Source organism: Psychrobacillus sp. FSL K6-4615 (assembly GCF_038008225.1).
Classification (GTDB): Bacteria; Bacillota; Bacilli; order Bacillales_A; family Planococcaceae; genus Psychrobacillus; species Psychrobacillus psychrotolerans.
Window position 1 is genome coordinate 556,194 of record NZ_JBBOYQ010000001.1, and the last position, 13,178, is coordinate 569,371.

Here is a 13,178-nt window from a genome sequence, read left to right on the forward strand (position 1 = left end):
TGTCAATAATACCACCTATCGGATAAAAAAGGTGAGAAAATAGTAATGTAAATGTAAAAAAATGATGTAATTATGATTATATTGGAGTAGTAGTCGAAAGGTATGTGGAAATAATAGATAGAAAAAACTATACATCAGATCCTAGTTAGGAAATGATGTATAGTTTTATATTATTTTAAATTTAATTTTTTTAATGCTTCTGCTAGTGCTGTATTTACAGGTTCTTCTTCTTGGTTTTGTTTCTTTAAATACTTTTGGACATCGCGTTTATCCACTTTACCGCCTGAATTTTTTTTCCGGCGTTCGAAAGCAGATAATTTTTCGCGGAACCCGCATTTACATGTGAAAATCTGACCATCACCCTCACCGCGCAATTCCAGTTTTTTCTTACATTGTGGACAACGGGCATTTGTAACTCTTGCAACGTTTTTGCGATGGCCGCATTCACGATCTTGACATACAAGCATTTTCCCTTTTTTTCCGTTCACTTCAAGCATAGGTTTGCCACAATCAGGACAGCTTTTTGTGGATATATTATCATGCTTGAATTTTTTATCACTATTTTTGATATTGCTAACAATTGTTTTTGTATAAGTTTTCATTTCATTAATAAATACGTTTTTACTCAATTTTCCTTTTGCAATTGCATCCAGTTTTTGCTCCCATTCAGCTGTAAGAGCAGGGGTTTTTAGATCTTCTGGAACTAATTCAAGTAATTGTTTCCCTTTAGAAGTTAAGTAAATATCCTTTCCTTTTTTCTCCATAAGGAATGAATTGAACAGTTTTTCAATAATATCTGCCCTTGTAGCAACTGTTCCTAATCCACCTGTTTTATCCAGTGTTTTAGCTAGTTCCTTATCCTGTGTACCCATATACTTTGCCGGATTTTCCATAGCTGTAAGTAAAGAACCTTCATTGAATCTTGCCGGTGCTTTCGTTTGTCCTGATGTTTCAGTAACTAATTTCACGGAAAGTTTATCGCCTTTATTTATGCTAGGAAGTAGTTGTTCTTTCATGTCTTCAGTATTTTCTTCCTCATCAAAACGATTTTCATATACTTCCTTCCAACCTGACGAAAGAATCGTTTTTCCTTTTGCTACAAATAATTCATCGCCAATAGACGCTTTGACCGTAATTTGCTCATATTCAAAAGGAGGATAAAGTACTGCTATAAAACGTTTAATCACTAAGTCATAAATTTTGCGTTCTTTATCTGTAAAGTTAGACTGTATTACTGTTTCTTCTGTTGGAATAATAGCGTGGTGATCTGAAACCTTACTATCATCTACAAATGCTTTGGTTGCTTTTATAGGCTTTTGTAATACTTTGTTAGCAAATGGTCTATATTGCCCAATGCCAGATGACTTTAGACGTTCTGGTAATGTCTCTACAATATCTGTAGAAATATATCTTGAATCCGTACGAGGATACGTTAGCACTTTATGTCGCTCATACAAAGTTTGCATAATACCAAGTGTTTCTTTCGCTGAATATCCAAATATTTTGTTGGCATCTCGTTGGAGCTCAGTTAAGTCATATAGTTGAGGTGCAAAGCTTTTCTTATGTTTTTTATCGACCTCTACGATGGTTCCCTGTTTGTTGTCCACTTTAGAAACAATTTGTTCTACTTTTTCTTTAGAGAAAGTACGAGAGTCATTTGTTTGTTTGTCCACCCAAGTAAGCTTTAACTTTTGATCTGTATGTGCTTCCACACCGTAATATGTTTTCGGTTTAAAGTTTCTTATTTCGTTTTCTCTTTGAGCAATAATCGCGACAGTTGGAGTCTGCACACGTCCACATGAAAGTTGTGCATTGAATTTACTTGTAAGTGCGCGAGTTGCATTTAACCCGATATACCAATCTGCCTCAGACCTTGCAACAGCTGCGTGATATAAATTTTCATAAGCTTTACCTGGTTTTAAGTTTTGAAAACCATCTTTAATAGCTTTATCCGTTACAGATGAAATCCAAAGTCGTTGAACAGGTTTTTTAACCTTAGCTTTTTCAATAATCCATCTCGCTACTAATTCACCTTCACGACCAGCATCGGTTGCAATGATAATATCACTGACATCCGTACGCACTAACTGACTTTTGACCGCATTATATTGTTTGCTTGTTTGTTTAATAACGACTAGCTTCAAATCATTTGGGAGCATTGGTAAATCATCCAAGTTCCACGTTTTATATTTAACATCATAAGTTTCAGGATCTGCTAATGTTACTAAATGTCCCAATGCCCAAGTAACGATATATTTGTCACCTTCTAAATAACCGTTTCCTTTTTTATGACACTTGAGGACATTTGCGATGTCTCTTGCTACAGAGGGCTTCTCTGCAATTACAATACTTTTCTTCATTTTATAACATCCCTTCGAACTACCATTAAAATTTAATATATCATACGACAATGGCAATTGCAGTGATGGACGTATCTTTTTATCTTATAAGCTTCGAATTTATTAGTTGGATATTATGTGTAAAGTATTACGAGAAGGATCCTCCACTATAATCGAACCATCAACTACTTCAAAAGGGAATTCCAAACGTTTAAGTTGTGATATTGTCTCTTCAAGTTCTTCTTGAGTAAAGATAATTGTAAACTATTTTAATCCTCTCGAATTTGATGGAGGAGCAGGTAAACCAGTTCCAGACCATTTGTTCAATGCGACATGGTGATGGTAGTTATCTTTTGATAAAAATAAGCTTCCATTTCCTTTACTCGTAATTGTAAAGCCAAGACCTTCTACATAGAACTGTTCGGTGATTTCAAGTTCAGCAGCTTGCAAATGCATATGACCAATTCGAGTATTATCAGGAAGACCAGTCCAAGAAGGATTAGCTTCTTCTACAAGCTTTTCAAAGTCAATTGGATAGGAGACACCTTCGTATCCAACATCTTTTGTACGTTCCCATTTTTTTGGAGGCATATCTACATAAATCTCAATACAGTTCCCATCTGGATCAGTTAGATAAAGTGCATCACTGTATTGATGATTTGCGGCTCCATCCATGGCGCTCTTACATGTGTTCATTTTTATGTAAATGAGCGATCTGCCAGTTAGTCTTAAAGTAATCCGGAAAGTGCCTTCGTCCTCTTGTTACATTATACTGGCTGTCCTTTTTAATCGTTACTCCTGGAATATAAACCCCTCTTAGTAGGTTTAAAGACCTAAATTAACTTTAATTGTATAAAAAATATTTGAGTCTTTATACATGTAAAATACATGACAATAGTAAGTTTGAATATTTTGTGAAAGTGGTAAAATGTTTAGAAGGAGAATTATATGGAAAGAGGTGGAAGAATGACGTTGGTGAGGGCAACAGGAAACGGTACTTTGAACTTAATAGCAGAAGCAGAACAACGTAAACAAGCTTTTCAGCGAAAAGATGTAGGACAAGCCTATCGTAAAAATGCCGAATATTATTATCCTAAAAAGAATCCTACATTAGCAGACTTAGAGGATTTGTTACTTGGGAAGAAGGAAAAAGAAAGTGATTCCTCCGAAATAAGTGCGGCAGTTAAAGAGTTTCAGCAACTAGAAAACAGCAAAAGTATGCTAGAAATAAAAGGACCAGCAGTTCCAGTGCAAACCGTAGCCGGTCCTACCCTTGAAAAGACGATAGAGCTATTGAAGAAAGTTAGAAGTTCTGCACTTGCTGCTGATCATCTAAGTTCCGAAGACTTACGACTAGCGGCCAATGCTACTGCAAAAATACAAACCGTTCAAACACAAATTACATTAAACCAAGAAGCAACTAGACAAATCGGGGTTGAAACAAAAAGACAAAGAGAAGATGAGGCTGCGGTATCTAATCGTTCTGTTCAATATGATCTTCAATCCCCTGGGGTGCAACGGGAGGATTTACAGAGAAAAAGATATATAGAGCAAGCAATTGCAAAATACTCATTTCAAGTGCAAATGAAAAAATATGGTTTTACTGACCAACAGCCGAGCTTCTTCCGTATAGCATAAGAAGGGGCTTCTAAATATGAGTAAAAAACAAAAGACGAATGCGGTGCGTAAACTTGAACAGCAGAACATTACGTTCGATATAATAGAATATGAGCTCACTGGCGATCAAGTAGACGGGGTAACTGTAGCAGATAAAATAGGCTATCCCGTTTTTGTTGTCTATAAAACACTGCTTGTTACCGCTGGAGCAAATAAGCATTTTGTTTGTATTATTCCTGTACATAAAGAATTAGATTTAAAAGCAGTAGCAAAAGTGGTAGGCGAGAAGAAAGTTGAGTTGTTGCCGTTAAAGGAATTGCAGCCAACTACTGGTTATATTAGAGGGGGATGCTCCCCAATTGGGATGAAGAAGTTATTCCCAACATGGATAGATGCAAGTGCAGAGAGTCTTGATTTTATCTTCGTAAGTGGTGGGAGAATAGGTCTTCAACTAAAACTAACTTTACAGGATTTACTTCAGCTAACGAATGGGCGAATTGCAACAATTATTAAAATGTAATCATTTGATAAAAACACCGTTATAATTGACCTACTATATACTGGAGACTTTTAGGGGGTTTTCAGAAACAGGAAGTAGGATTCGAATGAAGCAATTAGTTTGGCGTTGGATTTTTTTTGTTACGGGAGTCACTACTATGGCGTTGGGAATTTCGATGACCATTAAAGGACAGCAATTTGGAATTGGACCATGGGATGTATTTCATGTTGGTTTATATAATCATCTTGGTTTAACTATCGGGACTTGGGCAATTTTGACGGGTATCACGATTGTATTGGTCACGATGATTGGAACGAAGAAATTTCCGCAGCTTGGTACATGGCTAAATATTCTTTTTATAGGGTCGTTTATTGATGTGTTTAACTGGCTTTTACCTGATATCTCAAGCTATATAGGGCAAATAATTATATTTGTTATTGGGGTTGTTATAACTGCAGTCGGGGTAGGGGTTTATGTTTCTCCAAATGTTGGAGCAGGTCCACGTGATTCTCTTATGCTGTTGCTCATGGCTAAAACAGGTTGGAGTATTAAAAAAGTAAGAACCGGAATTGAAATAATTGTGGCACTTGCTGGCTGGGCACTTGGTGGACCGGTTGGACTAGGTACTATTATTATCGCGTTATTGCTTGGACAGATAGTTCATTATTCATTGCCTTTGTCTCAAAAACTACTATATACCATTTCCGGTTATACATTACCGTATGTGAAAAAGAGTGTGGAAAATCAATCTTGATTTTCTGCACTCTTTTTCATATTTTACTAGGACAGTGCATATAGTATTTCTTGAAGGAATGATAGGGAGGATGACGCTATGAACGGGGTAATTACTCATTATATGGGAAGGTCATATACGGGACAAGGTGTGAAAAACTTTTACAAGGAAATTATTCAAGAGGCGAACAAAGTATATTTCTTTAAAGGGCCAACCACCTATCGATTGACCGAGATATTCAAGGAAATAGGCTATAATGCAGTGCGTAGAGGTAAAAATATGGAGTGGTTTTATGACCCAATGCATGAGGATTTGCTGGAAGGCTTGTATATTAATGAAACAAAAACACTTTACTTACAAGCTGACACTGTAGACCCTATCTATTATGGGGCAGGTCATGAATGGGTACCCTATTATGAAGCATATAATGACCGCAAACTTCATGATATTGGACCAATAGTAAAAGAAAAGCAGATTACTAATGATGTATGGCTATCAAAAGGGCTTCAAGCATTATCTCGAGCAAAAAAAATTCATGACGAATGGGAATTGCTTATACAAGGAGCAATAAATTGGGGTGGTATAAACGCTTTGCTTGAAGAACGTACTAAGAAAAGTATTGGTAATATACAACTTCAAAAGAATCCAAAGGTTACACATCGGTTAATGGGTTCTCTTACTCCACTTGGTGCAAAGGATACTTTGGAGTCTATTTCTAAAAACTTGAAAAATAGATTGTATATAAAAGGATTACCGGGTAGTGGAAAGTCTTCTTTTATGAAGAACTTTGGGGAAGAGGCAAAGCTACATGGATTAGATGTAAGGTATATTTGGTGTGGCTTGGATGCAAATAGTGTAGACGGGATAGTGATTCCAGAACTCCAATTATGTGTGGTTGATGCGACGAGTCCTCATGTTTATGAGCCAGAACGTAATGGAGATGAAATTATAGACTTCTTTCCACATATCAATCAAACCATGTTAAATGAAGATAAAATAGTAGAGGTAAGAAATGACTATGCAAGTGAGATGGAACTTGCTCAAGATTATTTATGCACATATTCGGGAGAATCGAAAATGATTAAGATGCTTTACGACTCAGCAATTGAAGAGGAAAAGTGGAGAGAATTACAGGAGAAAATGCTTGAAACGATAAGATGAAAGCATGGAATTAATCGGAGAATAGCAATAACAAGGCCCTACGGACAAATGTCTGTAGGGCTTTAAAATAGCAGCTTTATTTTCCTCAAACCTTTTCACATGGTAAGATAGAGTAGAATATGACCCGTGAAAGGATGAGTAACATGTCTCACATATTAAATAATTTTTTAACTGAAAACTTAAATGAATTGAAGAACCAAGGTTTATATAATGAAATCGACCCAGTAGAAGGTCCTAATGGCGCGAAAATAAGTGTGAAGGGCTCTGAGCTCATTAATCTCTCATCGAATAACTATTTAGGACTTGCAACAAATCCAGAGCTAAAACAAATTGCAAAAGATGCGGTAGACAAGTATGGAGTTGGAGCTGGAGCTGTCCGTACGATTAATGGAACACTAGATCTACATGTGAAGTTAGAACAAAAGCTAGCGGAATTCAAGGGAACGGAAGCGGCTATATCTTACCAATCAGGTTTCAACTGTAACATGGCAGCTATTTCTGCAGTGATGGACAAAAACGATGCCATTTTGTCAGACCAACTAAATCATGCGTCTATTATTGATGGATGCCGACTGTCTCGTGCGAAAATCATAGCATTTAACCACTCCGATATGGATGATTTACGTGCTAAAGCAAAAGCTGCAACAGAATCAGGTCAATATAACAAGGTGATGGTTATTACAGATGGCGTTTTCTCCATGGATGGAGATATTGCGAAGCTTCCAGAAATCGTGGAGATTGCGAAGGAGTTTGATCTAATAACTTATGTAGACGATGCACATGGTTCAGGTGTAACTGGTAAAGGGAAGGGAACTGTGAAGCATTTCGGTTTAGAAAAAGAAATCGATTTCCAAATTGGTACTCTTTCTAAAGCAATCGGTGTTGTAGGTGGATACGTTGCAGGTAAAAAGGATTTAATCGACTGGTTAAAGGTTCGTTCACGTCCATTTCTATTCTCCACAGCATTACCACCAGGTGATGTAGCAGCAATTACTGCAGCAGTTCAAATGATTATTGATTCCACTGAATTACACGACAAACTTTGGGATAATGGTGACTACTTAAAAGCAGGTTTATCGAAACTTGGATTTAATATCGGAGCATCCGAAACACCGATTACACCATGTATTATTGGCGATGAAAAATTAACGCAAGTCTTCTCCAAACGACTATTCGAGGAAGGCGTTTATGCCAAATCTATTGTTTTCCCAACCGTACCAAAAGGGACAGGACGCGTTCGTAATATGCCTACCGCAGCCCATACGAAAGAAATGCTAGATGAAGCCATCGCTGTTTATGAGAAAGTTGGTAAAGAGCTTGGTGTAATTAAATAGTTTAAAACAGCTACCAAGTTTAAAACTTGGTAGCCTTTTTTATGGAAACAAAGTTAAGTTTAATTTTTCATATTTGTTTCTATCCATTTAAATGAATAAAAAAACTATAATTTTGGACATCATTTGACTAAACAAAATGCTATCCTCAGCTACTAATCGAAAAGTGCTCAAATCATCTTTTTCTTACTATAATTACATCTATTGCATAAGGCATAACTGCAAATAGACAAGCACCGTTAATGCAACTCCTAAAACAAATATAGAGATGTATGGAAGTAGTCTCATATGATCCTCCTGTACTTCACTGTAAGAAACTCTTTTAAAGTTGTATTGTGTTTATTGGGGGAACATTGTATAATTAATTTCACGAAATACTAGTAATATCAATGGTTTTGGCGTCATCTTTGCACTCCTCAAAAATACAAATGTTTTTGGAAGGAAGAATAATATGAAAAAAATTATGGTTACCGGAGCTCTAGGGCAAATCGGTTCAGAGTTAATAACCAAATTGCGAAAAGAGTATGGTTCAGACAATATATTAGCAACGGATATTAGAAATGTTGTTTCACCTGTATCAGAAAGTGGTCCTTTTGAAATTTTAGATGTGACCGATGGGGAAAAAATGCATCAACTTGCGAAGGATTTTAAAGCAGATACGATGATCCATATGGCAGCTCTTTTATCAGCAACTGCAGAGGCTAAACCATTACTTGCATGGAATTTAAATATGGGTGGGTTAGTAAATGCACTAGAAGCTTCTAGAGAACTAGGTTTGCAGTTCTTTACTCCAAGTTCTATTGGAGCATTTGGCCCTTCTACGCCTAAAAAGAATACTCCTCAGGATACATTACAGCGTCCAACAACGATGTATGGAGTGAACAAAGTCTCAGGTGAATTATTATGTGATTACTACTTTAATAAATTTGGGTTAGACACACGTGGATTGCGTTTCCCAGGACTGATTTCCAATGAAACTTTACCTGGTGGTGGAACGACTGATTATGCAGTGGATATTTATTATAAAGCCATTAAAGAGGCTTCGTATACATCATATATTGCAGCTGGAACATATATGGATATGATGTATATGCCAGATGCTTTGCAGGCAATTGTGGACTTAATGGAGGCGGATGCTTCAAAATTGATCCATCGCAATGCGTTCAATGTAACGGCAATGAGCTTTGAACCAGAGCAAATCGCAGCATCAATCCGTAAGGAAATACCGACTTTCACTATGGACTTTGAAGTGGATCCGATTCGTCAAGCAATAGCAAATAGCTGGCCAGATTCTATAGATGCAGCGGCTGCAAAGGAAGAATGGGGCTTTTCATATAAATATGATCTAGATGCAATGACAAAAGATATGTTAACTAAACTAGCAGCAAAACAAACAGCGGACCTACTATAAGGTCCACTGTTTTTCTGTTGTATCATTAATTGATTTTGTGCTATAAAAATTGGATAGCATTTTTTCTCTAGTTATCTAAAAAAGACGATGGACAGTCAAAACCCATAAGATTACCGAGAAAAAAGAGGCTATTTGTGACGTCAGTCACGAACAGCCTCTTTAAAAATTAAATGGTAATCATATAGCATAAAATCTGTCCAAAGCACTTTAACAATAGAAATAGGTTTTATCTACAAAGACCGGTTGTTTTTTATACCCGGTCTTTCTTATTTAAAACAATATATGTGCGACTACTGCAATGATTGGGAATGAAATAAGCGTACGTAATAAGAAAATAACGACTAAGTCTTTAATATTAACCGGAATTTTCGAACCTAATAACAAGCCACCAACTTCAGACATATAAATCAGCTGCGTTACAGACATTGTAGCGATAAAGAAGCGAGTCATTTCTGATTCAATAGATGCTCCAAGAATAGACGGAAGGAACATATCCGCAAAACCAACAACCATTGTTTGTGCTGCTGCCGCTGCTTCTGGAATACCAAATAACATTAATAGAGGCTCAAAAGGTTTACCTAAAATAGCAAATACCGGAGTATATTCGGCAAGCATTAATGCAATCGTACCGAATGCAAGTACTACAGGTGCCACCCCTATATACATATCAAAAACATTTTTTATACCATCCGTGAAAAACTTACTAATTGAACGGTTTTTACTAGCAGTATTTAATGCATTTTCTAAACCATGCGTAACTGCATTATAATTTTCAGGGAATTTTTCTGCTTCTAGATCAAGTGGACGTCCGTCAATATGTGTATCCTCTTTTCTAGCAAGTGGATAAATTCTTGGCATGATAAATGCGAGTACCACACCACAAAGCAACACAGTTAAATAATATGGTATAAAGTAATTACCTAAACCAACTTGATCTAATACAACGATACAAAATGTTATAGAAACAACGGAGAAAGTAGAACCAATAATCGCCGCTTCTTTCTTCGTGTAATATCCTTCTTCATACTGTCTACTAGTAAGCAAAACCCCGATTGTCCCATCTCCAACCCATGAAGTAAGAGCGTCAACGGCAGAGCGACCGGGTAACTTGAATAGAGGACGCATGATTTTCACCATCATCGTACCAAAGAACTCCAATAGTCCGAAGTTTAGTAGTAGAGGTAACAACAATCCTGCGAATAAGAAAATAGTAAATAGGAAGGACACTAATCCAGTTGGACTTAATAACATTCCACCTGTATTTTCACTCCAAATTGCCTCAGGACCAATCTGCCAGATGATCAAAATAGAAAAGACTGCACCGACAATACGTGTAACTGTCCAAAAAGGAGTTACTTTGAATAAGTTATTGATAAAAGTCTCTTCTTTTGGTCTGAACAGAAAAATAATCGAGCCAATCGCAGCGATTAAAAGTGTTACTAATGCAACCCATTGGACGACTGGTTCAAGTAAGGTAGAAAGAATACTAGCAAACCATGCAATAGGTATTTGAATTCCTTCGTCAATAGGTAGAGGGATCATAAAAAGAATAACACCTGCTATAGATGGTAGCAGGAATAATAGCCAAGTGGATAAAGAAAACTTTTTCATGCAAAAGACCAACTTTCTATATATGTGAATATTTATACATCAACTAATACTGTTTATACATAATAATTCAATTGCATGAAGAAGTCTATAGCTTAAAGAAAGTTCCTTTATTCGAAATCTTTGGAGAAGTCATATGTGTAAAAACGTTCGAAGTTTAGCCAATTTTCTGCTTCAGTTTCTCCATCAGCTAGACGTTTATCCATTTCTTCTAACATCCATGCAGTCTGTGAAATATGCGCACGCATAGATCCCATTTTTTGCTCTGCAGCTTCTTTAATGTTATGAACAATATCTGGCTCTCCTAAGACTTCCTTAGAATCATTTGAAAACGCTAAAGCATAAATTGTTGGGCGTTGTTCCTCAGGCATACGTCTCACTGCGCGAATCATTGCACGTCCAGTCGCATCATGATCAGGATGAACTGCATAATTTGGATAAAACGTAATTACTAGGGATGGGTTCGTATCAGAGATTAGGTTTTGCATCATCTCTACCATTTTTTCATCGTCCTCAAATTCTACCGTTTTATCACGTAAACCCATCATACGAAGGTCTGTCAATCCCATTGCTTTAGCAGATGCAAGTAGTTCATCTTTGCGAACTTGCGGCAATGTCTCACGAGTGGCGAAAGGAGGGTTTCCTAAGTTTCTTCCCATTTCCCCTAGTGTTAAGCAAGCGTATGTAACCGGAATTCCTTGGTTAATATAAGTTGCTATTGTACCTGATACCCCAAATGCTTCATCGTCAGGGTGAGGGAATACAACTAATACATGTCGTTCCATTGGTAATGTCATTTATGTGTCCTCCTTAGTAAGTAAATGGTGTTTTGCTAATTTGTAATGCAACGGCCAATTTCCCAGTTTGGTCATGTCCAGCCATCAATAATCTTCCGTGCTCATCTAACTCGAAATGGGTAATCCCTTGTGCATACACCCAACCATGCGGAAGTTTTAACCCTATACGATGTGGTGATTCTCCTGCTATTTTTCCAAGTTCATAACGTATGATAACGTTACGAATGAATGCACCCGCATTAAACACACTCTCATTAAAATGTGCCGCATAGGCTCCATTTGTTGTTTCTAAATGTATATATACATCTTCGTTTGCAAAATTATTCAAAAGCTCCTGCAAGCGTTCTACTTGAACAAGTTCCATTCATATTGCCTCCTAGTATACTGTCTGCTATTAGTATAATGAAAAAAACTTAATGATGCGAATGATTGAATTAGACACAAAAAAACTCGTAAGTCATCGATGACTCTACGAGTTTTTAAATACTTATTAAACGGTTGTAGTAGTTACTTCTGGAGCACCGAATTTACCTTTAGCACCGTGAAGAACTGGTCCAACGTATTGATTTAATTTCCAACCGTGGGCGATAGCGGCTGAAACGAATTCTTTCGCCTCAAAAACTGAATCGGCAACAGAAAAGCCATTAGCTAAATTTGCCGTTATTGCTGCAGCAAACGTACATCCAGCACCATGATTATACGTAGTTTCTGTTTTTTCTGTTTCTAAAAGTGTATGTGTTTGTCCATCGTAAAATAAGTCTACAGCTTTTTCGTGCTTTAACTGCTTACCACCTTTGATGACTACATTTTTCGCACCAAGAACATGAATTTTTTCTGCGGCTGCTTTCATATCCTCAATTGTGTGCAATGCACCAAGGCCGGAAAGTTGTCCAGCTTCAAACAGGTTAGGGGTAACGACTAATGCGCGTGGAAGTAAAAACTCGATCATTGCATCCACTGTCCCCGGATTTAGGACTTCATCCTCGCCTTTACATACCATAACAGGGTCAATTACTACACTTTTAACTCCAGCTTCTTCTATAATATTACCGGCTGCCTCTATAATTTCTTCCGTACTTAACATACCAGTTTTGATAGCATCCACATTTGTAGATAATGCCGTTTTTGCTTGGCGTTTAATCTCTTCTACTGGCAATGAGAATACACCGTGGCTCCATCCGTTATCAGGATCCATAGTAGCAATAACTGTTAAAATATTCATGCCATATGTACCGTGTTCTTGGAAAGTCTTTAAATCTGCTTGAATTCCAGCTCCACCAGAAGTATCGGAACCAGCTATTGTAAGTGTTTTTTTGATAGACATTGGACTTTTCTCCTTTTTCTATGCTGCGTATAATTATTTTATTGTAGCAGATTTTTTCGGATATTTACATTAAGGAATCTTAGGAGCTGTCCAGAACTTATATAAAACAAATAAACAAACAACAACAAGTATACCTGTTACGAGGGAGCCAACTATAATTTCGTTTACCCATAATGAAACAGATAAGAAAATAAGGAATGCAATAAGTAAAACAAATACAAAAATAAAGCACCCCAATCCAATGTTTTTAGCTCCTTCTGGAACCATATTGGTACTAGCTGCTTTTTCAATCTGTTTTAATTTTTCTCGATAGTGAAAATCTGCCATTTGAAAAAACTCCTTTTTTTTATCGTACCAT

General features: G+C 36.8%; 13 protein-coding genes. 6 read left to right on the plus strand and 7 right to left on the minus strand.

The window, feature by feature from the left end:
* Positions 1 to 170 precede the first annotated feature (170 nt).
* Positions 171 to 2,360, minus strand: coding sequence for a DNA topoisomerase III (locus MKX53_RS02715; protein ID WP_340908871.1), 2,190 nt, complete (start codon positions 2,358 to 2,360; stop codon positions 171 to 173).
* Between the two features lie 243 nt (positions 2,361 to 2,603).
* Positions 2,604 to 3,014 (minus strand): hypothetical protein, encoded by a 411-nt coding sequence (locus tag MKX53_RS02720; RefSeq protein WP_340908872.1) that lies wholly within the window; start codon positions 3,012 to 3,014, stop codon positions 2,604 to 2,606.
* A 291-nt stretch (positions 3,015 to 3,305) separates the two neighbouring features.
* Between MKX53_RS02720 and MKX53_RS02725 the strand changes: the two genes are divergently transcribed.
* The 6 genes from MKX53_RS02725 to MKX53_RS02750 all read left to right on the plus strand — a co-directional run bounded on the left by MKX53_RS02725 (position 3,306) and on the right by MKX53_RS02750 (position 9,091).
* Positions 3,306 to 3,977 (plus strand): hypothetical protein, encoded by a 672-nt coding sequence (locus MKX53_RS02725; RefSeq protein ID WP_340908873.1) that lies wholly within the window; start codon positions 3,306 to 3,308, stop codon positions 3,975 to 3,977.
* 16 nt (positions 3,978 to 3,993) lie between these two features.
* On the plus strand, positions 3,994 to 4,476 hold the full coding sequence (ybaK, locus tag MKX53_RS02730; protein WP_340908875.1) for a Cys-tRNA(Pro) deacylase: 483 nt from the start codon (positions 3,994 to 3,996) through the stop codon (positions 4,474 to 4,476).
* Between the two features lie 85 nt (positions 4,477 to 4,561).
* A complete protein-coding gene (locus MKX53_RS02735; RefSeq protein WP_340908878.1) occupies positions 4,562 to 5,209 on the plus strand; it encodes a YczE/YyaS/YitT family protein in 648 nt (215 codons plus the stop codon).
* A 78-nt stretch (positions 5,210 to 5,287) separates the two neighbouring features.
* Positions 5,288 to 6,349: a hypothetical protein gene (locus MKX53_RS02740; protein ID WP_340908880.1), complete on the plus strand. Its 1,062-nt coding sequence runs from the start codon at positions 5,288 to 5,290 to the stop codon at positions 6,347 to 6,349.
* Positions 6,350 to 6,492: 143 nt separating this feature from the next.
* Positions 6,493 to 7,683 (plus strand): glycine C-acetyltransferase, encoded by a 1,191-nt coding sequence (locus tag MKX53_RS02745; RefSeq protein ID WP_093535875.1) that lies wholly within the window; start codon positions 6,493 to 6,495, stop codon positions 7,681 to 7,683.
* Positions 7,684 to 8,131: 448 nt separating this feature from the next.
* Positions 8,132 to 9,091: an L-threonine 3-dehydrogenase gene (locus MKX53_RS02750; RefSeq protein ID WP_093535873.1), complete on the plus strand. Its 960-nt coding sequence runs from the start codon at positions 8,132 to 8,134 to the stop codon at positions 9,089 to 9,091.
* Positions 9,092 to 9,361: 270 nt separating this feature from the next.
* On the opposite strand, the gene MKX53_RS02755 is transcribed toward MKX53_RS02750, so the two are convergent.
* The 5 genes from MKX53_RS02755 to MKX53_RS02775 form a co-directional block, all read right to left on the minus strand.
* A complete protein-coding gene (locus MKX53_RS02755; protein ID WP_340908883.1) occupies positions 9,362 to 10,702 on the minus strand; it encodes a YjiH family protein in 1,341 nt (446 codons plus the stop codon).
* A gap of 107 nt (positions 10,703 to 10,809) precedes the next feature.
* The gene (gene bshB2 / locus MKX53_RS02760; protein ID WP_340908884.1) at positions 10,810 to 11,496 is read right to left on the minus strand and encodes a bacillithiol biosynthesis deacetylase BshB2; all 687 of its coding nucleotides are present in this window, start codon (positions 11,494 to 11,496) and stop codon (positions 10,810 to 10,812) included.
* Between the two features lie 13 nt (positions 11,497 to 11,509).
* Complete coding sequence (locus MKX53_RS02765) at positions 11,510 to 11,860, minus strand: YojF family protein (RefSeq protein ID WP_093535867.1); 351 nt, start codon at positions 11,858 to 11,860, stop codon at positions 11,510 to 11,512.
* A gap of 126 nt (positions 11,861 to 11,986) precedes the next feature.
* The gene (gene thiD, locus MKX53_RS02770; RefSeq protein WP_340908886.1) at positions 11,987 to 12,820 is read right to left on the minus strand and encodes a bifunctional hydroxymethylpyrimidine kinase/phosphomethylpyrimidine kinase; all 834 of its coding nucleotides are present in this window, start codon (positions 12,818 to 12,820) and stop codon (positions 11,987 to 11,989) included.
* A 69-nt stretch (positions 12,821 to 12,889) separates the two neighbouring features.
* Positions 12,890 to 13,147: a hypothetical protein gene (locus tag MKX53_RS02775; RefSeq protein WP_093535863.1), complete on the minus strand. Its 258-nt coding sequence runs from the start codon at positions 13,145 to 13,147 to the stop codon at positions 12,890 to 12,892.
* Positions 13,148 to 13,178 lie beyond the last annotated feature (31 nt).